At 40.3% G+C, this 24,901-nt stretch carries 18 protein-coding genes; 6 read left to right on the top strand and 12 right to left on the bottom strand.

All coding sequences use genetic code 11. The features are described 5' to 3' along the window. Nucleotides 1–5: 5 nt before the first annotated feature. The 3 genes from AACZ73_RS12590 to AACZ73_RS12580 are packed head-to-tail and all read right to left on the bottom strand — an operon-like array spanning nt 6 to nt 4,554. A complete protein-coding gene (locus AACZ73_RS12590; protein WP_339878285.1) occupies nt 6–1,331 on the bottom strand; it encodes an FGGY family carbohydrate kinase in 1,326 nt (441 codons plus the stop codon). A gap of 10 nt (nt 1,332–1,341) precedes the next feature. Next, entirely contained in the window at nt 1,342–2,376 is a 1,035-nt protein-coding gene (locus tag AACZ73_RS12585) for a GntR family transcriptional regulator (protein ID WP_339878283.1), read from the bottom strand. 57 nt (nt 2,377–2,433) lie between these two features. Beyond that, nucleotides 2,434–4,554 (bottom strand): bifunctional aldolase/short-chain dehydrogenase, encoded by a 2,121-nt coding sequence (locus AACZ73_RS12580; protein WP_339878281.1) that lies wholly within the window; start codon nt 4,552–4,554, stop codon nt 2,434–2,436. A gap of 636 nt (nt 4,555–5,190) precedes the next feature. Between AACZ73_RS12580 and AACZ73_RS12575 the strand changes: the two genes are divergently transcribed. From AACZ73_RS12575 to AACZ73_RS12565, 3 genes are all read left to right on the top strand, one after another. Beyond that, a complete protein-coding gene (locus AACZ73_RS12575; RefSeq protein ID WP_339878279.1) occupies nt 5,191–6,465 on the top strand; it encodes a TIM barrel protein in 1,275 nt (424 codons plus the stop codon). A 28-nt stretch (nt 6,466–6,493) separates the two neighbouring features. After that, nucleotides 6,494–7,978, top strand: a complete 1,485-nt coding sequence (locus AACZ73_RS12570) for an arylsulfatase (protein WP_339878278.1) — start codon at nt 6,494–6,496, stop codon at nt 7,976–7,978. Between the two features lie 177 nt (nt 7,979–8,155). Then, on the top strand, nt 8,156–9,190 hold the full coding sequence (locus tag AACZ73_RS12565; RefSeq protein ID WP_339878277.1) for an SMP-30/gluconolactonase/LRE family protein: 1,035 nt from the start codon (nt 8,156–8,158) through the stop codon (nt 9,188–9,190). A 456-nt stretch (nt 9,191–9,646) separates the two neighbouring features. On the opposite strand, the gene AACZ73_RS12560 is transcribed toward AACZ73_RS12565, so the two are convergent. After that, the gene (locus AACZ73_RS12560) at nt 9,647–10,207 is read right to left on the bottom strand and encodes a GNAT family N-acetyltransferase (protein WP_339878276.1); all 561 of its coding nucleotides are present in this window, start codon (nt 10,205–10,207) and stop codon (nt 9,647–9,649) included. Nucleotides 10,208–10,226: 19 nt separating this feature from the next. Further along, nucleotides 10,227–11,969: a mechanosensitive ion channel family protein gene (locus AACZ73_RS12555; RefSeq protein ID WP_339878275.1), complete on the bottom strand. Its 1,743-nt coding sequence runs from the start codon at nt 11,967–11,969 to the stop codon at nt 10,227–10,229. Nucleotides 11,970–12,025: 56 nt separating this feature from the next. On the opposite strand from AACZ73_RS12555, the gene AACZ73_RS12550 reads away from it, so the two are divergent. From AACZ73_RS12550 to AACZ73_RS12540, 3 genes are all read left to right on the top strand, one after another. Beyond that, nucleotides 12,026–12,388 carry a transmembrane 220 family protein gene (locus AACZ73_RS12550; protein WP_339878273.1) on the top strand — a complete coding sequence of 121 codons (363 nt, stop codon included), beginning with the start codon at nt 12,026–12,028 and terminating at the stop codon, nt 12,386–12,388. 60 nt (nt 12,389–12,448) lie between these two features. Further along, nucleotides 12,449–13,198 (top strand): NIPSNAP family protein, encoded by a 750-nt coding sequence (locus tag AACZ73_RS12545; protein WP_339878272.1) that lies wholly within the window; start codon nt 12,449–12,451, stop codon nt 13,196–13,198. Nucleotides 13,199–13,268: 70 nt separating this feature from the next. Beyond that, nucleotides 13,269–13,625: a hypothetical protein gene (locus tag AACZ73_RS12540; protein ID WP_339878271.1), complete on the top strand. Its 357-nt coding sequence runs from the start codon at nt 13,269–13,271 to the stop codon at nt 13,623–13,625. Nucleotides 13,626–13,765: 140 nt separating this feature from the next. Here AACZ73_RS12540 and AACZ73_RS12535 read toward each other — a convergent pair whose 3' ends face one another. The 7 genes from AACZ73_RS12535 to purH all read right to left on the bottom strand — a co-directional run bounded on the left by AACZ73_RS12535 (nt 13,766) and on the right by purH (nt 24,885). Further along, nucleotides 13,766–14,263 carry a hypothetical protein gene (locus tag AACZ73_RS12535; RefSeq protein WP_339878270.1) on the bottom strand — a complete coding sequence of 166 codons (498 nt, stop codon included), beginning with the start codon at nt 14,261–14,263 and terminating at the stop codon, nt 13,766–13,768. A 224-nt stretch (nt 14,264–14,487) separates the two neighbouring features. Continuing rightward, entirely contained in the window at nt 14,488–17,928 is a 3,441-nt protein-coding gene (locus AACZ73_RS12530; RefSeq protein WP_339878268.1) for a ThuA domain-containing protein, read from the bottom strand. 128 nt (nt 17,929–18,056) lie between these two features. Then, on the bottom strand, nt 18,057–19,202 hold the full coding sequence (gene galK, locus AACZ73_RS12525) for a galactokinase (RefSeq protein ID WP_339878266.1): 1,146 nt from the start codon (nt 19,200–19,202) through the stop codon (nt 18,057–18,059). Beyond that, nucleotides 19,203–20,228, bottom strand: coding sequence for a LacI family DNA-binding transcriptional regulator (locus AACZ73_RS12520; protein WP_339878264.1), 1,026 nt, complete (start codon nt 20,226–20,228; stop codon nt 19,203–19,205). Between the two features lie 207 nt (nt 20,229–20,435). Next, complete coding sequence (locus tag AACZ73_RS12515; protein ID WP_339878262.1) at nt 20,436–21,416, bottom strand: M28 family peptidase; 981 nt, start codon at nt 21,414–21,416, stop codon at nt 20,436–20,438. Continuing rightward, complete coding sequence (cysS, locus tag AACZ73_RS12510) at nt 21,406–22,896, bottom strand: cysteine--tRNA ligase (protein WP_339878261.1); 1,491 nt, start codon at nt 22,894–22,896, stop codon at nt 21,406–21,408. The genes AACZ73_RS12515 and cysS overlap by 11 nt, the downstream gene beginning before the upstream one ends. 462 nt (nt 22,897–23,358) lie before the next feature. After that, nucleotides 23,359–24,885, bottom strand: a complete 1,527-nt coding sequence (gene purH, locus AACZ73_RS12505; RefSeq protein ID WP_339878260.1) for a bifunctional phosphoribosylaminoimidazolecarboxamide formyltransferase/IMP cyclohydrolase — start codon at nt 24,883–24,885, stop codon at nt 23,359–23,361. Nucleotides 24,886–24,901: the final 16 nt, after the last annotated feature.

Raw genomic sequence — 24,901 nt, 5'->3', positions numbered from 1 at the left:
GCGATCTAATCCATTGAAACCAGCATCGCCGCTCCTAATGCAGATCCATTTGGAAAATCACTCGGAATGATCTTTACTCCTGGTAGTTTTTTGCGAAGCATCTCTACAAAGATATCGTTGGCATTGAAGCCACCATCTATGAAAAGTCTTCCTACAGGCGCATTGTCCAATACAAGTTTTATAGCAGCAGTTTGAAGATCTGTGAGCTCATGGATAAAGGAATAATAGGCTTCAGTAAATTCCGGAATCAAGTGCCATGTTGATTCGGTGGGATGATCGATCCCATAATCTTCTGGTTTGAGGTGTTGAAAATGAATACGTTTTACCTCAGATTTTTTTACTTTTTCGTACAGCTCAGCACTAAACTTCAATTTCTTGTATGTTCCAAGAGGCATCTTAAAATGCTCGTAAAGCTTCTCTACCTGATATTTGTGCTCTTCACCTATAAACAATCTTGAGATTTTGATGGGATCACCTTTAATGCTTAAGAAATGAAGACAATCACATTTCAGCTCTTTTTTGGTGAGTTTTGTCTTATTAAATGGATTGATGCAAATCGACCAGGTACCAGTGGAAAGCAAGGCAAAAGGTTCTTTTTCCTGCTCTATATATGGTAGCAGTGCAGACGAAGAATCATGGACACCAATTCCACAAGGTATATTTCCCAGTTCAGGCTTGGTCTTCAACAGTGTATTACCTGGAACTATCGGTGGTAATAATTTTCTTATTCCTTCGCGATCCACCCACTCATGGTAATCATTTGCCTCGTAATCCCACAATCCTGTATGACAGCCAATGCTAGTGTAGTCAGAGACCATTTCACCTGTAAACAGAAAACTTAAGTACTGAGGAAAATGGAATGAGTGGGCAATTTTTTTGAATAATTCCGGCTTGGTGTATTTAATGAAATAAAGCTGTAGTCCAGAATTCAGCATGGCCAATGGAGGAGAAGATGTAGCACGACAGAAGGTCATTTTCCCACCATTCTCCTCATAAAACCTATTTAAAAGATCTTCAGGAAAAGGTTTGAGGTAATCATACAAGGGAGTTGCAGGGTTACCATTTTCATCTGTGTGGACGAAAGAAGCTCCATGACAGGAGAAATTCAGTAGCTTAATCTCATAATCCGGAGATTGTAGAGCTTCTTTAAAAGTGGTTAGCATCCATTCTTCAAGCGGTGCCAATGGTTCACTAGGGAAATTATCTTCATCAGGAATAGCATCCAGTCGTATGTATGAACTGTGAACTTCGGCTAACTTATCATCAAAAAGAAAGAATTTCTTGTTCGTCTTGCCAATGTCAAATACAGCCGTTACGGGAATTTTACTCATATCAACGCTATCAAAGCGATTTTCTAATGATCATCTTAAAAGGATTTTTTATAGGGATTCTATCCTCACCTCCCAGGATTTGATTTGCGATGGACTGACCCATCTGAATGAAATCTGTAGAAATGGTAGTAATTCCTTCCGCCAGAATCTCTTTCAGCGGAGTTTCATTGTATGAAATTATCCCAATGTCCTTACCTAATTCTAAATCCTGCTCGCGGGACTTTTTCACAATATTTGCCAAATCAGTTTCGGCTAATACTATAAATGAATCTCCTTCGTAAAGTGGTTCATCATCGATTCCATCCAAAATCACATTGGTGAAATTATGGAAAAAGCAAAAACGCTTAAATCCATCTATGATCTCTACCGGATACATTTCACCCTTGGGAAATACCAGAATCAACCTGGAGTACTTTCGCAGATGTGTAATTCCTGATTCCAGTGCTTCCAGTATATCTCTGGCAAAATCCTGATAAACTCCTGGAAATTCATTCTCGTGGTTTTTAACGTCACGGTCCATAATAAGGAGTTTATCTTTTGGAATTTGCTTGATCAAATCATAGCAGGTTTCAGGATGTGTATTTTCATCGAAGAAATGTGGCGCCAAGACGTAATAGTTGTAATTTCCCAAATTTCGCTCTAGTAGACTTTCGAAAATTGAGCGGTTGTAATGGTGAATTTGCAAATCTACGGTCGCCTGATTCCCCAATGTCTCCACTATAGAATAATAGATGATTTTCTTATATGAACTAAGTTTATTGAATATCAATAGCACCTTTACCTTATTAGCCATATTCGTCGAACTTATATAGAATCCTTTACCTCTTACAGAGGTGATGATCCCTCTGTCACGGAGTTCATTATAGGCCTTTTCTACCGTGTCCCTGGAAAGAAGAAAGTCAAAACTTGTTTCATTAATCGAAGGAATTCGGTCTCCGATTTTGAGTTTTCCCCGGTCTAGATCATCGAGGATAAGATTGACTACTTGCATATACTTAGGAGTACGTGAATCCGTGTGGATTTTTTCTGATTTGTCAACTAACATACCATTTTGGGTTATTGTTGGGGGTACTATAGGTAATCGAGGTTCATAATCTTAAGGCTATCTAGGGAATGCAGCAGCAAGGCCACCATCCACATTTAGCATATTTCCAGTGCTTTTGCCCAGTTGGCCGCTCACGAAAACAAATGCTGCATTTGCGATATCGCTGGTCTTCACACTTTCTTTTAATAGGGTGCGGTTAGCATAGAACTGAGGAAGATCTTTTACATTAATTCCATAAGCTTTAGCGCGGTTTTCTCCCCATCCACCTTCCCAGATGTTGGAGTTTTCAATCACAGCGTCGGGATTGACTACGTTAACTTTGATTTTGTCCTCAGCCAGTTCAGCTGCCATCAGTCTTGACATGTGAAGCTGCGCTGCTTTTGCAGTGCCATAAGCAACATTTTTGGGACCGGCTACTAAGCCATTTTTGCTGGCGATATTCACAATATCTCCACCATGACCTTGAAGTTTCATGATTTTGACTCCGGCTTTGGAAATGTGGTATTGGCCCATTACCAGGATGTCATTTAGTTTATCCCAATCTTGATCAGTGTGATCTTCAAAAGATTTGCTGATTGAGATTCCTGCATTATTCACCATAATATCCACTCCGCCAAATTGCAGACAGGTAGCTTCTATAGCAGCTTCCAGGCTTTTTCCGTCTGTTACATCAAGTTTTACGGCTAGAAATGAATCTCTTCCATATTTTTTGAGAAGGGAGTCGCTGGTTTGTTTTAATCTTTCTCCGTCAATATCAGTGACGACAACGCAAGCACCCTCTTTTATGAATTTTTCTACGATAGCCAAACCTATTCCTCCTGCACTTCCTGTTACCAAGGCTACTTTTCTGGAAAGGGGTTGCTCTTTTGGCATTCTCTGAAGTTTCGCTTCTTCCAATAGCCAATATTCAATGTTGAAAGCTTCCTGAAGTGGTAGCGAAACGTATTCGGATACTGCTTCAGCACCACGCATAACATTGATGGCGTTGATGTAAAATTCACTTGCCACACGGCTGGTCTGTTTGTTTTTTGCGTAGCTAAACATGCCCACGCCTGGCCAGATAATAATTACTGGATTTGGGTCCCTAATGGCAGGGCTATTCGAATGTTTATGGTTTTCGTAATAGTCAGCGTACATTTCTCTGTAAGCCTGAAATGCTACTTCCAATTTCTCCTTCAGCGCCGAAGGATCAGATAAATCCATATCAGCATCAATATCCAATACCAAAGGTGAAATTTTCGTTCTCAAAAAGTGATCAGGACAGCTGGTACCCATAGGCGCCAATTTGCCAAGATCATTACTGTTGATGAATTGTAGAACTTCAGGGGCATCGGTAAATGTACCGACCATTAGATTCTCAGAAGAAGCAAGACCTCTTAGCAGAGGAGCAAGCTTAGCTGCTTGACTTTTTCTCTGATCTTCAGGAAGGGATTTGACTTTTTCACCTCCAAAAACAGGACGTGTTTTGCCGTAATTCTGGGCTAAGTATTCTGAAGCAGTTTCAATCACTTCCAGACTGTTCATGTAACATTCGTATGATGTATCACCCCAGGTGAAAAGACCATGTCCGCCTAGCATGATGCCTCTGATTCCAGGGTTTTCGTCAAGTGATTGCTTTAACTGTAAGCCTAGATCGAAACCTGGCTTTTGCCAAGGAACCCAGGAAATCTGGCCGTTCCATAGTTCCTGAGTAATTTTTTCGCCATCCTTCGATGCAGCGATAGCAATGGCGGCATCTGGGTGAAGGTGATCAATATGCTTGAAAGGTAGAAAAGCATGCAAAGGTGTATCTATGGAAGGCGCCTTGGAATTTAAATCGTAAATACAATGATTGAAAAGCTCAACCATTTCATCTTCAAATTCCAGACCTCTATAAATACCTTTTAAAGCGCGTAGTTTGTCAACATATAGTCCTGCCAAACCAGATTTAGTCAAGGTTCCGATGTCCCCACCTGAGCCCTTTACCCACATGACTTCTACTTGTTCATTTGTCAGTGGATCTGCCTCGTAGGTTTTGCAGCTTGTATTTCCACCACCGTAATTGGTGATTCTCAAATCAGCACCAAGAATATTTGAGCGGTATATTAATAAGTCAACCTCTTTTCCTTCAAGCGATGAAGCTACCGCTTCATCCCATAGATAACTTACGTATTGAAATTCTTTAGTCGTTTGATTCATGTGGTTTGATGATTGTTCTGATAGTGAATATGAGGTAAAAGATTCCTTTAGGTATCCTGTGCTGTCTTGAATCTGAATGAATTTTCAGGTAGTTGACAGCCTATCAGTGGTTATAATATTTGGTTGATTTTAGTAAAGCAAATGAGATAATATTTTTGAAAATGATTCTAATTAGATATTCATAATTTTCCTCCAATTAGTTGCCGGAGATATCAAATAATTTAACGCATGTTAAAGTTGATCACTGATTAATTTAAGCTAAATCTAAAAAGTAAAACCCAGAATGCATAAACACAGAGAGGGTAAGTGTATATCGTAACCAAACTTTAATACACTAGTAAAGCTGGCCATTCTTTTGAATGATCAGAGAATAAATAAAAATTTTTGCTTATTCCCGGCGATCCTGTTTTTGGAGAATTTTTTGTGCGAACAAGAATTGGAACCTGCATTTATATCTGAAGAGCTAAGTAGGTAAAAAAGTAAAATCTGGCTTTTTCATTTAGTTATGGGCTAAATGGCTGGTTTCCTAAGCTGCAGTGATTTTTTGAAGGCATAAATTCGTTGAAAGTATGCCTACTAAAACTGGCCTGCTTTTCCACAAATCGTGTATATACGAAACAGGATCATCATACTATTATGAAAATATCCCCTGAGCAACTCTTATCTTTTTCTTCCACTGATTTTCATACCCGATCACTGGATCTTTTGCGGGAGCGCACTTCACAGCAGAATATTGACTTAGAAGAAATTATCCGCAGAATTGAGGTTTTTCAGATAGCAATTCCCAGTGCCGCTCTGGGAAATGGAAAGTCAGGAAATGGTAGATCCAGAACTGGCGGGGAACCGAGGAGCCTGAATGAGAAGCTAGAAGATATAGGCTTGCTTCAGCAATTGACACGTAAAACCAATGCTGTATCTATTTACATACCTTGGGATTTGCCTGAGGATTTTAAAGAGGTAAGAGGATTGGCAGATGAACTCAATCTGAAATTTGACACGATGAACAGCACTAGGTTTCAGGATCCAAATCAAAAGGAGCTTGCTAAGCTTGGCTCTTTGGGTAATCCTGACAAGTCTATACGCGAAGAGGCTGTCGCCCATAATGAAGAGGTAATAAACATCGGTAAAAAACTGGGAAGTAAAAGGCTTACTGTGTGGATGGCAGATGGAAGTAATTTTCCTGGGCAGTCCAACTTTAGAAGTACACTTGGATGGACTGAAGAGTCTTTACGGGAGATATATGAATTCATGCCTTCGGATTGGGAGTTGATGTTGGAGTACAAACCCTATGAGCCAAATGGATATCATACAGTAGTTCCGGATTGGGGCACGTCATCTTTGCTGGCAAAGCGGTTGGGAAGTAGAGCCAAAGTTCTGGTGGATTTGGGGCATCATTTACCAAAGACGAATATTGAACAGATTGTAGCTACACTGATGTATCAAAATCTCCTGGCAGGCTTTCACTTCAATGACAGTAAGTATGGAGATGATGACATGAATTCAGGTAGTATCAAGCCTTATCAGTTGTTCTTGATATTTTGCGAACTAATTGGTGGTGATCAGGATAAAGCACAGAATTGGGAAAGTATTTCTTGGTTGATCGATACGAGCTATAATACTCAAGACCCTTTGGTGGATTTAATCCAAGCTTTGGAAGCCATTACCATTGCTTATGCCAAAGCTCTTCTTGTGGATAGGAAGCAACTTCTTGCCTGCCAATTGAATGGGGAATTTTCACAGGCACAGGAGATTTTGCAGATGGCATATCTGACGGATGTGAGGCCTCTAGTTTGTGAAGCAAGAGTGAGAGTCGGTGGAGCCGCCGAACCACTGGAAGCTTACAGGATGTTGATGATAAGAAATAAATTAGTTCAGGAAAGAGGAGCCAGATCTTATCATTCTATTTTTTAGCCAGAGGTAAAACTTATTATCTTCGGGTATGTCTAAACGCACAATTTTACTTGTTGACTACCTGCTTATTTGCATTTCTTTAGTGTTCACTAGCTGCAGCTCCAAATCAGAAAAGACAGGGGAGAAAATAGAACCTAAGGAGAAGGTTAATATTATATTTATCCTTGCGGATGACCTCGGATATGGTGATCTGGGTTTTTTAGGCCAGGAATATATAGAAACTCCCAACATTGACCGACTTGCGAAGGAAGGCATGTTTTTTAACAACTTTTACTCAGGAGCTACAGTATGCGCTCCCTCCAGATCATCTTTTTTGACAGGCCTGCATACCGGTCATACTCCTATACGGGGAAATCTGGAAGTTATGCCCGAGGGCCAATATCCAATGCCAGATTCGATCCAATCAGTTGCTAAGGTGATGCAAAGTGCCGGCTATAGAACTGGAGCTTTTGGGAAATGGGGTTTGGGATTTATAGGTACTTCAGGAGATCCAAATAAACAGGGATTTGACGAGTTTTATGGTTACAATTGCCAGCGTTATGCGCACAGATATTACCCTTCACACCTATGGCATAACGACGAAAAAATCGTTTTGGAAGGGAATGGGTGGATGGAAAAAACGGTGTATGCGCCAGATGAGATACAGAAAGAAACAATTACATTTTTAGAGAAAAATAAGGAAAATCCTTTCTTTCTTTTTATGCCGATCGTGATGCCCCATGCTGAACTGGCATCTCCAGATGATGAGATTTTTCAAAAATATAGAGCAAAATTTACTAAGGAAAAATCATTTCCAGCAAGAGAAGGATCTGAATATGGTCCAGATTTGAATATATCGGGATATCAGTCGCAAGCGTATCCACACGCAACTTTTGCAGCGATGGTGGGGCGAATAGATCGGTATGTAGGAGAAGTGCTGACTAAGTTGGAGGAATTGGGATTAGTTGAAAATACACTGATAATTTTTGCTTCAGACAACGGTGCTCATCAAGAAGGGGGAGCCGACCCGGATTTTTTCAATAGCAATGGCCCGTATAGAGGCTATAAAAGAGATCTGTATGAGGGAGGTGTTCGTACTCCTATGATCGCTTGGTGGCCTAATAAAATTAAAGCAGGTTCACAAGGTGATCACATATCTGCTTTTTGGGATCTGTTACCCACATTTGCTGAAGTGGCAGGTGCCGAAATTCCAAAAAATATTGATGGTATTTCCTTTTTACCTGCGTTGTTGGGAAATAAAGATCAGCAAGAGCACGAGTATTTGTACTGGGAATTTCATGAGCAAGGAGGTAAGCAAGCGGTGCGGCAAGGAAAATGGAAGGCAGTAAAACTTCAGGTTTTTGGTATTGCGACTCCGGTGATTGAGCTATATGATTTAAGTGCAGACATAGGAGAAGAGCATGATATTGCTGATCAATATCCGGAAAAAGTAAAGGAATTGGAAGAGTTGATGAATTCGGCACATAGGCCCAATCCGGTTTTTGGATTGTTGCCCAATGAGCGCAAAGAATAAGAAGCAACTAAAAAAAGGCGAAGAATAGTCTCCGCCTTTCGGTACCCAATCTATTTACTGTAAAACCTTTGAATTATTAATTTACTTTATATACTAATTGTAGCTGTCCTTCTCTGTCCTGTATAAGTTTTATTCTTTGTGTAAATTATTGGTTGAGTTCTATTTTAAAGATGTTAGATGAAAAAAATTATCCTAAAAAACTCAAGTTTTATATTTCTCTTGGCTGGTGCTTTAGCATGTACTAATCCTAAAAGCTCTTTCATAGAAGAGGAAACAAGGCAACCTTATGAAACTGTAGGTTCCATAGAGAGGTTGGACTCGGCAATAAATTCATTGATACCTGCCGGAGCTGAGATCGAAGTTTTGGCCTCAGGATTTGAATGGTCAGAAGGTCCACTTTGGTTAAACGATCAAAGTGCAGTCATATTCACTGATGTGCCAACCAACAAAATATGGAAATGGTCAGAGGAGGATAGTTTGAGTTTGTACTTGGAACCGTCGGGCTATTTGGGGACGGAAACAAATAAGAAAGAGCCTGGGGCAAACGGTTTGGCTTTGGATGAAGATGGTAGTTTAATTCTTTGTCAGCATGGGGAGCGGAGATTAGCAAAAATGAATTCCCCACTTTCAGATCCAAAAGCTGAATTCACCGCCTTGGTATCTGAGTTTGAGGGTAAAAAATTCAATAGTCCAAATGATTTGGTTCTGAATAAATCAGGTCAGATATTTTTCACTGATCCGCCATACGGTTTAGACGACTGGAATCCAAAAGAGCTGGATTTTCAGGGCGTGTATAGATTGGATAAGGATGGTAGCCTTAGTTTGCTATTGGACAGCCTTACCCGACCAAATGGAATAGGCTTAAGTCCCGACCAAAAGATACTTTACATAGCTCAGTCTGATCCTCAGAAAGCCAGATATTATTCCTTCGATTTGAATGAAAACGGTGACATACTTGGAGGCAGAATTTTGCTGGATGCTACTTCCAGCGTTGGGGATAAGTTGCCTGGCCTTCCAGATGGATTGACTGTCCACAGCTCAGGAACTCTCTTTGCCTCCGGTCCAGGGGGAATATGGGTAATCAGTCCGGAGGGTAATCATCTAGGAACTATTAAGACAGGTCAGGGCACTGCGAATTGTACTTTTGATGCGGATGAGACTTATTTATACATTACTGCGGATGCCTATTTAATGCGGGTAAAGGTAAAGTGATTTTTTCTGTCTGAGATTTTCGAGTTAATTACTGTAATGTTCTTAAGTTGTTAACAACCATGTATTTAAGGTGAATAAGTCTGTTCGTTTAGAATAAAATTTTGTGGAAAGATGGTGGGGAAATAAGGCTTTCAATAATTGTAATTTGTTAAAATTTTAGAGAGATTTATTAAACCAAGTAAGAGATAAAAGATCGGAAATACGATTCCGGATTAAGATTGAAAGCTCGCAATTAAAACATGAATGGTCAAACTCCTTCGGGATTTGTCTGAAATGGATAACCACAAAAGTGTTGATTGAACAAAGCCTTAGGGCAGAGTGGTGGAGTGAATAGATCGAAATTTTGAATCTGGGAAACTAGATGAAAATCTTAAACAGTAGCTTGGCTCTTGATGAAGATCAAGGTCCTCATCAGGAGAAAGGGAAGCGTTCGAAAGAGGGTTTCCCTTTTTGCATTTAGACCATCTTACTCCAGTCCCAGATCACAATATTCCACTCATGCACACCGTCGTGAAAAGTATGGATCACCTCAAAACCTACTCTCAAGTGAGCACGCATAGAACGATGGTTTGAGGTGGAGATTTCTGTGATAGCAAAGTCATATTTATTCTCAAATGCCTCCCGGTATTTTGCGTAGCATTTGTCAAATAATCCTTCGCCTCGGTAAGATTTTCCAATACATACTTGACCTACAGCTATGTAATTGTATTCGCTAACTTTTCTCCCATTAAACATAATCTCATCAAACTGACGAAACATAGGCACTAACTGCGGAATGTCAGCTCTAGAATCTTTTGTCATAGCCAAAATATAGGCAGCAATGATATTGCCATCCAATGCAACAATATGGGCTTCAATGTCATTAAGTTTTTTTAAGTCTTCCAATGAATGCTGGACATATACAAAGCCTTGATTTGCTTTCTCATCTTCTGAAATCAATGTGCTTAAATTTGCCTTTTGTAGGTCTATGATGCCTTGTAAATCTTCTGTGGATTTACTTTGAACCAATGTTAACATGCTGAAAATAAATGAAGGTTTACTCTGATGACTTTCCCGAAGTTGAGTCCACTTTGAAAGATGGGCTGATGTAGTCTTCAGGCAAATAGGTGGAAGGAATGGTAATTTGATTTCCATCCCGTGCTGCCCGGTAATGAGGAGACATTATCTCCACGCCAGCCTCATTAAATGCATCCTGTATACGAGAATGTAATTCAGAGTAAATGGCTGCAGCTTTCTCCGGAGTAGTGGTGTAAGCATTGATTTGATAGCTCACATAAAAATCATCAAGACTTGTCTGTAACACAAAAGGAATAGGTGCCTTTAAAATCCTATCCGTTTTCATGGCTGACCCTATCAGTAGCTCGTGAACTTGCCTCCATGGCACATCATATCCTATGGTAACAGTGGAATGAAGAATAAGCCCGGGTCCGCTTGCTACAGAAGAATAATTAATCGTCTTTCCTGCGAGGATAGAAGCATTCGGGATGGTTACTTCTTCATTTTTGATTGTTCGAAGTCGAGTCACGAGCATAGTTTTCTCAATAACGTCACCAGTAGTATCTCCGATCTTTACGCGGTCTCCAAGCTTGAATGCTCTCATATAAATGATCACCAGCCCTGCAATGATGTTACTTATGGCAGATGATGAACCCAGTGAAATCAATAAACCCAAAAACACGCTCACTCCCTGAAATGCAGGTGAATCAGAGAATGGTAGATTATTGAATATGACTATAAATGAAAAAGCAATTACGAAAATCTTCACCAAGTTGAATGTCGGCTTTGCCCACTCAGGATAGAAGCCCGGAATTGAGAGTGTACCTTTTTCCACTTCCAAGGAAATGAAGCTGATTGCCTTAGTGATATAATAGGTGATAAAAACCACTACCAATATCATAAAGAGCTCAGGAAGGTATCCGATAAAACCAAAGACGATAAGTCTTACAGGGGAAGTGATGTAGTTAAGAAGCGTAGTAGCCAACCCTTTGGTCGCAGGAAAAATGCTGAAAATTATAGGCAGGGAAAGATAAAGCAGTAAAATGATCAGAAAGATCTTAGCTGCTCGCATTACGATAAAAAACATCCTTTCCTCTCGCTCAGCAGACAGAATCTCGTAGTTTTTAATTTTTACGCCTTTGAAGAATTTATGCCATTTTCGCAGGATAAAATCAATCAACTTATTGAAACCTTTGTTGATGAGTTTTACCAAAAAGAACAGGATTATAAAAATCCCCAATAAAAACCCTGTTCTTGTTAAATTAGTTATAAGATTTTTCTCGCTGTAATGAGCAACATAGCTGGCCTTTATCCTAGAAAGATATTCTTCCGCAATTTCCATTTTGCTTTTGCCCATGATAGTGGCATCCGCTTGGGTAATACTTCCTATCACCAAATCACCATGAGTTACTTCCACTGCCAGTTCGTCCTCAAAAACTGATAAGAGTAAGGTGTCGAACTCTTCATTATCAATAAGTGATTCCAGTTTTTTGCTTTGGTTTTCAGCTCTCTCTTTGGCTGAATAGGGGCCTAGATTGGCAGAAATATAATGCACTGTATCCGTCAAAAAAATCACTGGACTTTTCTCGATTTGGGAAAAAGTAGTTGTGTCCGAACTGGACTTTTGAACAGCAATGACTTTGATTATGGCTCCGCAAAACAGAATTGTAAAAAGTATAGTGAACCGTAATCTTTTTGACGAATTAAATTCAAAAGTCATGGATAACTGGGATAAAGCCTTTTCTCCAAATTTAATGGAAGTATTTGGTGGATTGTTTTCCAATCAATTTAAATTTAATTATTTGCTTTGCTGTAGTTTTGATCAAACCCTGAAATATCATGAAGTTTAATAAAATCTTTTTCGGGCTGTGGATTTTCATCTTCGCTCTTTTCGCATATTGGCAATTCAATGACCCTGATCCAGAGGTTTGGGTGAGTATTTATGGAGTTGCTATCATCTTCTGCATTTTAGGTACACGAGGGATTTTCCCAAAGATACCTTTGACTGTTCTTGCTGTTGCTTGTATTCTTGGAGCCATTTATTACTGGCAAGGAGATGTGGGTGGTTGGGTTTCCCAGGAAGTGGAGCAACATAATTTGAGCATGAAGACCCAGTCGATGGAAGAATCCAGAGAGACTTTTGGTCTTCTGATTATTCTTATAGTAATGCTTCCTGCGTTGTGGAAAGCATGGAAAAAATGAGAATAGCCTGAAAGTAAAACTTTTACCATAAATTGGCTTAAGTACTCAAACCCAATAATCATGAAGAAACTATTCCTAAGTATGATCGCAATGCTTTTTGCCTTTGGTGGCTTTTCCCAACAATTACTTGAAAGCAAGTCCACCTATTTCGAAATTAGAAAATACTATGCTAATGAAGGTAAGCTCCCGGACCTCATTAAGCGTTTCGAGGATCATACGATGGCGTTATTTGAGAAAAGTGGAATGGAAAATATTGCCTATTTCCTGCCTGCGGATAATACTGATAATTCTATGACTTATATACTGGGCTATCCTGATCAGAAATCCCGGGATCGTATGTGGGAAAAATTTAGTAATGATCCCGAGTGGCAGAAAGCTAAAAAGGAGTCGGAGATCAATGGAGGTCTTGTGAAAAGTGTTGATCAAACTTTCATGAAGCTTGCTCCAGGATTGAATGACACTTCCAAACCTCGACCAAGTGGAATTTTTCAGCTCAGAACCTACACTTGCTTTGACGGTAAACTGGATAATCTAATAACTAGATTTAAGGATCATACGCAGGACATATTTGAAAAGCAGGGTTTGAGAAATTACCCTTATTGGGTTACGGTAGAGAAAGATGGCAGTCAGCCCAAGTTAGTTTATCTTTTAGCAGATAAGGATCAGGCATCATTTGAAAAGGATTTTCAGAACTTCCTCAAAGATCCTGCATGGGTAAAAGCCAGAGATGCCTCTGAAGCAGACGGGAAAATAGTTGAGAAAGTTGATGCTCAGTTCTTTAAGACTTTGCCTTTCTCTCCTATGAAATAATACGGAGTGCAGCGGTTTGCCATTGATTTTCGTAGAGGGTAAAAGCTCATTTTCATTAAAATACCTTCTAATGAAAAAATCAATTCTACCTTTTTTATTATGTATCATTCTAGGTTTCGCCTGTCAGGACAATAATGACCCTGCCTCAGCCTGTGGCGTGAATGATCCTGTAGAAAATATACCTTGGTTGAAGCAATTGGCTGAAAATTCAGCGAATGAAAGCTCTGACGGATACTCGTATATCGCGCAGGCTAAATTCAATGGCAAAAGAGTTTTTTATTTAGGCAGCTGCTGTCCGTTCTGCAATTGGAGTTTGAGATTATTGGACTGTGAAGGGAATTTAATGAGTGATGAAGTCATATTTGAGGATTTGGAAGACACTGAAATTATCTGGAAACCTGATAATTCGCAATGTTCTTTTGATTAATAATTTTTTAAAATCCAGGTTTTATTTTGCTTTAATAAAAAACAAAATCCCGATTTGTCTGATCTTCAGAGTTTAGACGAATCGGGATTGTTTTTAAGGTTAGAAATCAAACTTGCTTTCTGCTTTTTTATTTGTAGAACTCAAAACTCTATAGGAGTATATCTTTCAAAAACCTCTGACCCAATACAATTTTCAAGTGGACCACATGGTGGATAGATCCAGGTCATTTTGTCATCGGTGATTTCTACTTCAATTTCCCTTGAGAAATGTTCTTCAACATAAACAAGACTGATACTTGGGACATATGGATTTTCTGATGATTCCGGAACAGTATAAATGTCTGTAGCCTTAATTGTGAGTTGGTTATTCAGGAGAATATAATCACCACTTGATCTTCCAGAATAGCCAAGTAATTCCTCTATATCAGATTTGATGTAAGCTGTTTGGGATTGGAACTTTCCATTTTCTGAAAAAGTATAGGAGCGAATCATTTGCTGGTTGTCGTCTAGATCTATGATATTTCTCCAATATCCTATGACTTTCGAAGAGTTGTCTATTGGTTTTTCGTCCTCTTGACATGAGGTAAATAATGCCGAAATCAAAAGGCTAAGTAAAAATATCCGTGGAAAATCTTTCATAAATGATATTATTTTGGTTTTAGTTATAGGACGTAGATTTAGTTTCAATGGCTACAAGTTTCCTGATAAAATCTTTTGTAAACTTTTTCTAACATTCTGACTTACTTCGAAATAGTGTGAGGAATCTATAAGATTAGATTGGTTTTTATGATTTCAGTGATTTTAAAACCAAAAAAAGCCATCCCGATTTCGGAATGGCTTTAATTTTTGATGATTTTGAAATTTTACTTTGCGTTGAAAGTTAAGCCAGCAAGGATAAATGTTCCAGCTTCACCTCCGTTTATGGTTTTGGTCGTGATGTATAGCTTATGGATCTTACCATCAGCTTGGCCAGTCACAGGAATAGTAAGCGATTCAAAAGCGGGAGCTCCAGCAGGTCCATTCATAGGACCTTGGTTATATTCCTTACTTCCCACCACTTCTCCAGTAGGACTATCCAGTCTCAATTCGAAAACGAATCCATCTGTCAACTTGGCTGTTGCTGCAGTATTCAAGGTAACTGAAGAGATATCTGTCAAATCCACTTTAGAAATCGCAAATGATGCTTCTGTAGCAGGAACCGTCAAAAGATTCTGACCTCCATACGTCATTTTGCTATATCCACCAGTCAGGTCTACTGTAGTGCCTAGGTCAACGGAATTGCTAGAAAGCAAATATGATGTAGAACCTGTCAACGGCTTGATGCCATCTCCACCCTTGTCTGTGTATGAAGCACTTATCATTAAGATACCTGTAGGGGTAGCAGTTTTGCCCATTGTGGAGTTTATGGAACCGTTGCTAGGAAGCGTAGCTTGAGCGACCTGGTCGAGAGAAAGTATATAGCTGATCAAAGCATTTAGTTCAGACTCCGGCAAATCAGGATTGGCAGGCATAACAGTTTCTCCCCATACTCCGCCACCACCGGTTCTGATTTTGTTTTTCAGATAAGGAATATCACTTTCAGAATACTTGCTAGCAACACTGGTATAATCGGGGCCTATTGAAGCCTCAGCTTCTTTATGACAGGTTTTACAAGTCAATGATGCTACCAATGATTTGCCCACCATGGCATCAGTCATGATTTTGTGACCTTGATTTGCTTCAGCCTGATCGATTCCTTCCAGATAATCAGCACTTACGAATAGATTATCAGTATCACTTGCGGCATCAGCGTGATCCTCATCACTTACAGTTACTTCATATGCTACCTGCTTTCCTGGGAAGTAAAATGCTTTATTTCCCTGAATAGCAATAGACACTTCCGGTGCAATGTTTCCGGAATAAACAGAAACTGGAATTCCAGAGCCTTTTAGTCCTGCAGGATCATTTGCAGTCACATTCACTTCATATTCTCCTATATTATTGAACGTATGAGTGAGTGTTGGCTCTTCAGTAGTTTTGCTTTCTCCATTTCCTAGATCCCAGGTATAAGTAATTTGGTCTCCTTCAGGATCTGAAGCTTCAGCGGTGAAAGTTGCCGTAAGAGGATTTGAACCGGAAGTTTTGTCAACTGTGATCTCACTTACGACTGGCGCTCTATTTCCACCATTGTAATCAATTCGGAAAAGACCCGAATCGGCATTTTTAGAAAACCAGCCATTACCGTATTCCAACCCATAGATATGTCCATCAGGACCCATTTCCATATCAATAAGGGCATTGAACTTGGTGCCAGGCATAAAAGGATCCATTTTATCATAATCGCCAGCTTCGGTCATAGAAACCACTTTGATCCAGCCTCTCACCCAATCGTAAATGATCAGTTTGCCATCAAAATAGTCAGGTAGTTTATTCTCATCCGAGTACATATCGGAATAATAAATAGGGCCAACCATGGCATTTCTACCACCAGTACCTAAATCAGGGAATTCAGCAGATTCTCCATATGGATACCATATGAACGCTGGTTGGGTAGGAGGTAATTGCTCAATGCCGGTATTGTTGGGAGAAGTGTTTTTAGGACCGTTTACATCAAACAAATCCCCTGATGATCCATCAGAATAATCATACTGACGGTAAGGGAAGTTATTTGCGATCACGTATGGCCAGCCAAAATTTCCAGCTTTACGGGCTTGGTTTATTTCATCGTACCCACGTGGGCCGCGTGTATCTGTACTGTCTCCACTAGCATCTGGTCCTACTTCACCCCAGTACAAGAATCCAGTCTTCTGATCCACGGATATTCTATATGGATTTCTTAGTCCTTGCACATAAATCTCAGGCTTTGTTCCTTCGGTACCTTTAGCGTAAAGATTTCCTTCCGGCACATCATAAGTACCATCTTCTTTAACTTTAATTCTTAGGATTTTGCCTCTTAGGTCATTGGAATTTCCAGAGCTTCTTCTTGCGTCAAATTGCTTATTTCCAGCTCTAGCATCTAAAGGTGCATATCCACTGTTTTTAAACTGAGTATTTGACTGGTTAAACGGAGTTGAATTATCACCTGTAGAAACAAATAGATCCCCGTCAGGACCAAATGCAATTGATCCTCCCGTATGACAGCAGATCTGTCTTTGAGAATATAGCTCAAGAATGATTTGCTCAGAGCTCATATCCCATACACCGTCTTTGAACTTGAATCTGGAAAGTCTGTTTACTTCCTTATCGGTAGGAGAATAATATACATATACCCAATTGTTGGAAGCGTAATTAGGGTCTTTTTGTAGACCTAATACTCCTTCCTCCGCATTAACACCCTTTACTGAAGTTTTCCAGTAAACATCTAGATTAGCTACTTCAGCTATTTCTTTCGTCTGGCTGTTATAATATAAGATTTCCCCTCTTCTCTGCGCAACCAATACGTCCAAATTAGGAAGTACGGTTAATTCTGTAGGCTCTGTGAATTCACCTACAGCTAACATAGTTTTAGAAAATCTATTTTCTTCCGGGACTTTTTTGCTTTTCGCTTTGGAGAAATCCAAAGCATTGTTTCCTCCCATTGCATACTCAATTCCAGCTAATAGGTGCTTCAAATAAAGCTCCTCAGTATACGATTCGTTGGTATGACCACCGCCGGTGTAGAACGCGCGACCACCATCGTAATCATGATACCAGGCGATAGGATGTTCGCCCATATCGAAACCACCTTTATAGGAATCTTCGTCCAGCGAAAGTAATACATGTACGTCCGGATTCATTTTCTGGTAAGAATACCACTCATCTGTCCTTTCCCAAGAACTTGGAAGGAAGGAAGTAGAAGTGTTTTCCGAATCTACAACAGTCACCTTACCAGCTTGTACATTAGGATTTGGATCGTTGATGCCAGGGTGGTCTACAAAATATCCACCAACTAGGCGATTATACCAACCCCAGTGATACTCCGTATCAGCCGCAGCATGAATACCCACAAATCCTCCGCCCGCTTGAATATATCGCTCAAATTCCGTCTCCTGGACATGATTGAGCACATCCCCGGTTGTACTTAGGAAAATTACAGCAGCATATTGAGCTAGATTTTTTTCGGTGAAGCTTGTGCTTTGTGTGGTCGTATCGACTTCAAAGCCGTTCTCCGATCCTAATTTTTGTATAGCTTCAATTCCTTGTGGAATGGATTCATGGTAAAATCCTGCTGTTTTGCTAAATACAAGCACTTTTGGTTTTCCAGAGCGGGAATTACAGCTCCAGAAACTTACACTCGCAATCAATCCAAGAAGCAGTAAGCTTCTTAGGTTTTTTGGAAAATTCATGGTTATCAAATTTTTGGGTAAATAGGTAATAAGTCTTAATATAGCGTTGGGACTACAAATTGGGGATTTTTTTGATAAAAATAATATTAATTGTCTTTTTGAAACAATAGTAGGAGCCCCAAGGGATTTTATCCGACTATTTCAGCGCCCTTAGAAAGTGAAACTGGGATAAAATCAGCATCTATGTCAAATTTCTCTTTGTAGGCTGTAGACAGAGTATTTTGGAAATTTTGAAGTTCAGCATTTGCAATAAGATTTATAGTACAACCACCAAATCCTCCTCCCATCATTCTGGAGCCTATAATACCAGGTAAAGTCCATGATTTTTCCGCAAGAAAGTCAAGTTCTTCACAGCTAACTTCGAAATCTTGACTTAGGCTTCTGTGTGATTCTTTAAGTAAGTTTCCAAAAACTTTGAGATCACTTGCATGGAGTGCGTTCGACGCTAAATTGACCCGGTCGATTTCTGTGATTACATGTTTCGCCTTAGTGAATAGCTCTTCAGGTAAAATCTGTTTTACCTTATCCAGGTCTTTCACAGGTATATCTCTTAGTGTAGTTGCTTCGGGGTAAGTTGGCTTTAGAAGGGCGACACTTTCTTCACAAGCTTCCCTGCGTTTGTTGTAAGCAGAGTCTGCCAGATTGTGTTTCACCTTGGAGTTGACAAGTAGGAGGGAGTGGTCTCCGAAATCCACCTCAACCTCAAAGTGAGTGTTGGTGCGACAATCCAACAACAATGCTTTGTCTTTGACTCCAAATGCAGATGCATAAGGATCCATTATTCCACACTTCACGCCAGCGAATAAATGCTCAGCCTTTTGGGCATAAAGTACAATTGATTTTTTGGTGATCGTCAGTTTAAAAAGTTCTGTCAATGCCGTTCCTATTGCTACAGAAAGTGCAGCTGATGAAGAAAGTCCGGAAGCAGGAATATTTCCTCCAAATACCATATCAAAACCATGCAGCTGATAACCTGCCTGCTGGAACTGGGAAACTACTCCCATGGTGTAGTTTGCCCAATGACCTTTTTTAGGAGAAAAAGAATGAACATCAAAGACAAACTCTTCTTTGTAATCGTAAGAGTATAGCCTGCATGAATCAAGTCCATTTTTTTGAATCCCAACCCAAATTCCATGCTCTACTGCGGCTGGAAATACTAAACCATCCTGGTAATCGGTATGCTCTCCTATGAGATTGATTCGGCCCGGGGCAAAAGCCAAGATTGGCATTCCGCCAAAAAGTTCTTTAAAGGTTTTGGTGATTTTACTTATCATCTATTTAAATACTTTTGAAGATTGCCGAGGTATCAGAGTTGTTTCGAGCACAATGGAGATTGGGTCATCAGAAGCGATACCGTCTAACTGATCCAGCAAGTGAGTTACAGCTAATTTTCCCATTTCATAACCGGGTTGAGCGACAGTGGTGAGTGGTGGTTCCACCACGGCTGAGGTGGGATTATTTGTAAACCCTGCTAGTGCCATGTCTTCCGGAACTTTGATACCGATGGATTTCCAGTAAGATAGGATGTCCAGCGCGACTGGATCAATCATACAGAATACGCCGTCCGGTCTGGTTTTCATCTCAGCTATTTCTTTACCCACTTGGATGTTTCCCTGCGTGGTGAGGTCAGAGATTTTTACCAGTTCCGTTTCAGGAGCGATCCCAAATTCTTTCAGTGCATTTAGATACCCCTCTTTTCTTTTTTTACTGATATACAAGTCTTCCGGTCCTGATACATACATCACTCTTTTGCACCCAGTTTCGATAAGGTGCTTGGTTACTTGGTAGGCTCCTCCTTCATCATTGAAAGTGACGCGTGAAACAGGAATATCCTCATTCACCCTGTCAAATAGTAAAAATGGAATTTCTCGATTATATAGGTCTAAAAGGTGCTCGTATTGATTTGTTTCCCTGCTAAGTGAGATCAGCAAACCATCCACCTGAGAAGCTACTAAGGTCCTGATATTGGCTTTTTCCAACTCCAGCGTCTCATTCGACTGGCAAATCATGACATTGTAGCCACGCTTATTAGCATAATCCTGAATACCGGAAATACACGAAGCGAAAAAGTGAGAGGTTATCTCAGGGACGATAACACCCAAAGTATTTGTTCGGCTTATTCTAAGACTTTGGGCAAGGAGATTTGGCTGATAATTCATTTCCTTCGCCATCTCAACTATTCGTTTTTTAGTGTCAGGATGAAGCTCGGGGGAGTCTTTCAGTGCCCGGGAAATAGTTGATACAGAAACGCCCAATTTCTTGGCAATTTCTTTCATCGTGACCTGATGACCTTTTTTCATATGTTTTCAATTGTCTTTTCAGTGTTCATCCTTTCCCGACACTTCTCGGGATCTCTCGGGAGGAATCTCGCAACTGATGTTCACCTCACAATAAAGCCTTATAATAACTATTTGCCTAAGGAAAGCTAGATTTCTTAGCTAAAATCAATTTTACCTGCAGCTTAGAACTTTTCAAATTGTAAAATTCCAAGCTGGAAAGATAAGCTTTTACTCTTGGTAAATTGTAAATAAAACGGTTTCTCCTACAGCCTGTAATGTTCTACGATTGATGACCTCCATATTGTCTGAATGCTTATGATGGTACTGAGCAAAACCGAAATCCGGGGAAAACTCAATAATATCAATCATAGGAATTTTGGCGAATTCATTTACAAAAGCATGATCGTCAAGAATCTCTGGCGCATCTTTGTAAATAAAGAAGTCACCTTGGCCTATCTGATGGGCATTATCCCATACTTTTTTCAAAATACCTGAGGCATATTGGCGGGAGTATCCTTCCCTATAAAATCTTGCTCCTTGGGCACCTACCATGTCCACCAATATGCCATAATAAGCTGAGTAGTTAGGTTTATGCTTGTTTTTGGACCAATGCTGGGACCCTAGACACCACCAAAAATCCTGGTCTTTGTTTCTAGTAGTTGTTCCTTCCGGCTCACCATCATCTTCTCCGTCAAACAAGATAATATCAATCCCAACATTGGGCTTTAGTTCTTGGGAAGAAATAACTCTTGCAATTTCCATCAAAACAGCCACGCCGCTGGCACCGTCATTTGCACCTTCAATAGGTTGATCGATACGCTCAGTGTCTTTGTCAGCTATTCTTCGGGTGTCCCAATGTGCTGCCAAAAGGATTCTTTTAGTGGCTTCAGGATTATGGGAAGCTATGATATTACTTAAGTTCCAAGTCAGGCCATCGTAAGTCTTCGCTTCGAAATCCTGTGATTCCACTGTAAAGCCAAAACCCTCAAACTTGGCCAGAAGCCAGTTTTTGGTGGCCTCATGAGCTTCTGTTTCTGGTACTCTTGGCCCGAAATCCACTTGTTTTTGCACATAAGCATATGCCGAATCCGCAGAGAAAGTAGGGTAGGGCTTAGCCGGAACTTCCGCTACTGTTTCAGCTTTCTTTTCAGGACTAGAACATGCCCAGGCAAGTAGGAGTAAGCTTAGCAGCCAAAATTTATTCTTCATAAGCCCAGTCAATTTTATCTTTCATGTCTTTTACCACAAATCCTATCCCTTTCAATCCAGCCCTGATTTCATCTACTTTGGTATAATCTCGGGCAGTTTTAGCTTCAGTGTATAATTGCAAAAGCAAGTTTAACATTTCATTTTGGTTGTCTGATTTCTCCTCTATCAATCCGAGAATATCCGAAACGAATGTGTTAAATGTATTGATCAATTTGTTGAAAATCTCTTCACCAAAGACAGCGGACTTCAATTGTCCGGTGTACATGGAGTTGATTTTCTTCAACAAATTGAATAAGTGCCCAATTGCTTGCGCTGTGTTGAAATCATCATCCATCGCCCGGTAGGCATTGGTGATGATTTGTTCTACTTGAGCGATTTGCTCTTCATCTTTTTCAGCCTCACCTGCCTCATATTTCAATAGCTTAGAAATTCTAAGACCATTGATAAGTTTCTTATAGCCTTTTTGCGCAGCCTGAAGTGCATCGTTAGAGAAGTCCAGCGTAGAGCGGTAATGGGCAGTTAGGATAAAATAGCGGATCGTCATCGGGCTGTAAGCCTGATCAAGCAGCTTATGATCTCCATTGAATAATTCCTGTAGCGTAATGAAATTGCCCAGGGACTTACCCATCTTCTGTCCGTTGATGGTGATCATATTGTTATGCATCCAATACTTCACAGGATCCTGATGATTGCATGCGTTTCCTTGCGCAATCTCACATTCATGATGTGGGAACATCAAGTCCATTCCACCACCGTGGATGTCAAAAGTTTTTCCTAAATATTTTGAACTCATGGCAGTACACTCCAAATGCCATCCTGGAAATCCAACTCCCCATGGAGAATCCCATTTCATGAGGTGTTCTGGAGATGCATTTTTCCAAAGGGAAAAGTCTACTGCATTCCGCTTTTCTTCCTGCCCATCCAGTGTACGGCTGCCTGTCAGCAAGTTTTCCAAGTCCCGGCCAGAAAGCTTACCATAGTCGTTTGTTTCGTTGTATTTCATCACATCGAAATACACCGATCCATTTACTACGTAGGCAAAACCTTCTTTCAAGATGGCTTCAACCAAAGCAATTTGCTCTGGAATGTGTCCGGTTGCTCTTGGTTCGATATTAGGTTTCCAAGTATTCAGCAAAGCCATATCTCTATGGTAGGAATCCGTGTATTGCTGGGCAATCTCCATAGGTTCCAACTGCTCTAGTTTGGCTTTCTTAGCGATTTTATCTTCTCCCTCGTCTGCATCTCCCTGCAAGTGACCGACGTCAGTAATGTTGCGAACATATCGAACACGATAGTCCAGATGGGTTAGATATCGATTAACAGTATCAAATGTGACTGCGGGACGAGCATGTCCCAAATGTGCGTCTCCGTAGACAGTCGGTCCGCAGACATATAATCCTACAAAAGGAGGGTTGATTGCTTCGAAGTTCTCCTTCTTGCGGGAAAGAGTGTTGTATAGCTTTAAATTATGCGGTTTCATTTATAGAATCAAGATATAAATATCAAGAAGCAACAACGGAAAAAGCCCGAAATTGATTCAGGCTGCAAAATAGGGGATTCAAACCGGGAAATGAAAGGGAATTAAAATTAGGTTATTGACAGGTCAATTCGATTGGCCGTAGCTGTAAATGGTTTTAAATAGTAGCGAAAAGCCATATTCAGTATAAAGCTCCACTTCTTCTATCATTCTAACTTGATCATCATAGAAATAGAAAAACAGGGGTTCGAGATTGTTATCAGAAAAAATGGGAATAGACTCGGGTGCGGAAAGTGAGATAAAAATCCAGTAACTCTGATTTTTAAACACCATTGTAAAGCAAAAGACCTTCGAAAATTTGAATTCCGAAGGTCTTGAGAACCATCTTTTGAGGTTTATAAACCTCGAAGAATTAAATATGAAAGAAAAATCTTCGGGGTTGGAAAAACCCCAAAGGTTAATAAATCAATGCTTAAAGTGTCTCACGCCGGTCATCACCATTGCGATTCCGTTTTCGTCACAATAATCAATGCTTAATTGATCCTTAATGGATCCACCAGGCTGAACCACCGCAGTGATTCCAGCTTTGCCGGCAATCTCCACACAGTCTGGGAATGGGAAGAAAGCGTCGGAAGCCATCACGGCACCGTTTAAGTCAAAGCCAAATGCTTTTGCTTTGTCAATTGCCTGAAGCAATGCATCCACTCGGGAAGTCTGACCTACTCCGCTGGAGAATAATTGATTATCATTGGAAAGAATGATGGTATTTGACTTGGTGTGCTTACAGATTTTAGCTGCAAAAACCATCGCATCCATCTCCCTATCAGAAGGTTCCTTCTGAGTTACTACTGTAAAGTCAGCTTTAGTTTCAGTTGCCAGATCCTTGTCCTGCTCGATTACGCCATTTAGCAATGTCTTGATCATCTTAGTGCCAGGAAGGTCCATCTTCTGATGAAGCAAAATTCTATTTTTTTTGCGTGTCAAAATTTCCAAAGCATCATCAGTAAATTCAGGAGCAATTAAAACTTCAAAGAAAAGTGAGTGCATTTCCTCAGCAGCTTCTTCGTCCACGGTTTGGTTTGTGATCAATACTCCGCCGAAAGCCGATGTAGTGTCTGCTGCAAAAGCTTTTTGGTATGCTTCTTTCACTGTTGGAGCTAAGGCCACACCGCAAGCATTGGTATGCTTTAAGATGGCGAATGCAGTTTCACCTTTGAATTCAGCAATCAGGTTGACTGCTGCATCCACGTCCACAAGATTATTATAAGAAAGTTCTTTTCCGTTGAACTGATCAAAAAGTGCTTCCATATCGCCGTAGAAGTGGGCATTTTGGTGTGGATTTTCTCCGTAACGAAGAGCTTTTGCCTTGGTCTCAGATACTTTTAAAGCTGGAATATTCTCGGCTTCATTAAAGTAATTGAATATGTGGGTATCGTAATTGGAAGAAACCTGAAAGGCCTGAGCTGCAAAATAACGACGGTCGGCAAGAGTCGTAGCTCCTTCTTGCTCTATCAGTCTACCTTCCAATTCTGTGTATTGATTTTTGGAGGCAATGATAGTCACGTCCTTAAAATTTTTCGCCGCTGCACGGATCAGGGAAATCCCTCCTATGTCAATTTTCTCGATAATATCAGCCTCAGGAGCACCTGAAGCAACTGTTTCCTCAAATGGATACAAATCGACAATCACCAAATCAATCGCCGGAATGTCGTATTCTCCAGACTGGGCCACATCGCCTTCATTATCTCTTCTATATAGTATCCCTCCAAAAATCTTCGGGTGCAAGGTTTTAACCCTGCCACCGAAAATAGAAGGGTAGCTGGTCAATTCTTCCACAGGAATTACTTCAGCACCTTGCTCTTCGATAAACTTTTGAGTACCGCCGGTAGAGTAGATTTTTACGCCATGTTTTTTTAGAAGGGCTATAATAGGTTCGAGATTGTCTTTATAATAGACAGATATCAGGGCAGATTGAATTTTTTTCGTAGCCATTTGGGAATGGATTTGT

It is taken from the genome of uncultured Algoriphagus sp. (assembly GCF_963974835.1).
GTDB lineage: Bacteria > Bacteroidota > Bacteroidia > Cytophagales > Cyclobacteriaceae > Algoriphagus.
Note: the sequence above shows the minus strand (reverse complement) of the source record. Positions and strands in the feature narration are given on the sequence as shown.

What these genes read in the sequence shown, in the direction of transcription:
- AACZ73_RS12545 (WP_339878272.1), top strand. Translation starts at nt 12,449, where the DNA reads ATGAAGAAACTATTCCTAAGTATGATCGCAATGCTTTTTGCCTTTGGT.
- AACZ73_RS12535 (WP_339878270.1), bottom strand. Translation starts at nt 14,263, where the DNA reads ATGAAAGATTTTCCACGGATATTTTTACTTAGCCTTTTGATTTCGGCA.
- AACZ73_RS12565 (WP_339878277.1), top strand. Translation starts at nt 8,156, where the DNA reads ATGAAAAAAATTATCCTAAAAAACTCAAGTTTTATATTTCTCTTGGCT.
- AACZ73_RS12575 (WP_339878279.1), top strand. Translation starts at nt 5,191, where the DNA reads ATGAAAATATCCCCTGAGCAACTCTTATCTTTTTCTTCCACTGATTTT.
- purH (WP_339878260.1), bottom strand. Translation starts at nt 24,885, where the DNA reads ATGGCTACGAAAAAAATTCAATCTGCCCTGATATCTGTCTATTATAAA.
- AACZ73_RS12515 (WP_339878262.1), bottom strand. Translation starts at nt 21,416, where the DNA reads ATGAAGAATAAATTTTGGCTGCTAAGCTTACTCCTACTTGCCTGGGCA.
- AACZ73_RS12580 (WP_339878281.1), bottom strand. Translation starts at nt 4,554, where the DNA reads ATGAATCAAACGACTAAAGAATTTCAATACGTAAGTTATCTATGGGAT.
- AACZ73_RS12550 (WP_339878273.1), top strand. Translation starts at nt 12,026, where the DNA reads ATGAAGTTTAATAAAATCTTTTTCGGGCTGTGGATTTTCATCTTCGCT.
- AACZ73_RS12590 (WP_339878285.1), bottom strand. Translation starts at nt 1,331, where the DNA reads ATGAGTAAAATTCCCGTAACGGCTGTATTTGACATTGGCAAGACGAAC.
- AACZ73_RS12585 (WP_339878283.1), bottom strand. Translation starts at nt 2,376, where the DNA reads ATGTTAGTTGACAAATCAGAAAAAATCCACACGGATTCACGTACTCCT.
- AACZ73_RS12560 (WP_339878276.1), bottom strand. Translation starts at nt 10,207, where the DNA reads ATGTTAACATTGGTTCAAAGTAAATCCACAGAAGATTTACAAGGCATC.
- galK (WP_339878266.1), bottom strand. Translation starts at nt 19,202, where the DNA reads ATGATAAGTAAAATCACCAAAACCTTTAAAGAACTTTTTGGCGGAATG.
- AACZ73_RS12540 (WP_339878271.1), top strand. Translation starts at nt 13,269, where the DNA reads ATGAAAAAATCAATTCTACCTTTTTTATTATGTATCATTCTAGGTTTC.
- AACZ73_RS12570 (WP_339878278.1), top strand. Translation starts at nt 6,494, where the DNA reads ATGTCTAAACGCACAATTTTACTTGTTGACTACCTGCTTATTTGCATT.
- AACZ73_RS12530 (WP_339878268.1), bottom strand. Translation starts at nt 17,928, where the DNA reads ATGAATTTTCCAAAAAACCTAAGAAGCTTACTGCTTCTTGGATTGATT.
- cysS (WP_339878261.1), bottom strand. Translation starts at nt 22,896, where the DNA reads ATGAAACCGCATAATTTAAAGCTATACAACACTCTTTCCCGCAAGAAG.
- AACZ73_RS12520 (WP_339878264.1), bottom strand. Translation starts at nt 20,228, where the DNA reads ATGAAAAAAGGTCATCAGGTCACGATGAAAGAAATTGCCAAGAAATTG.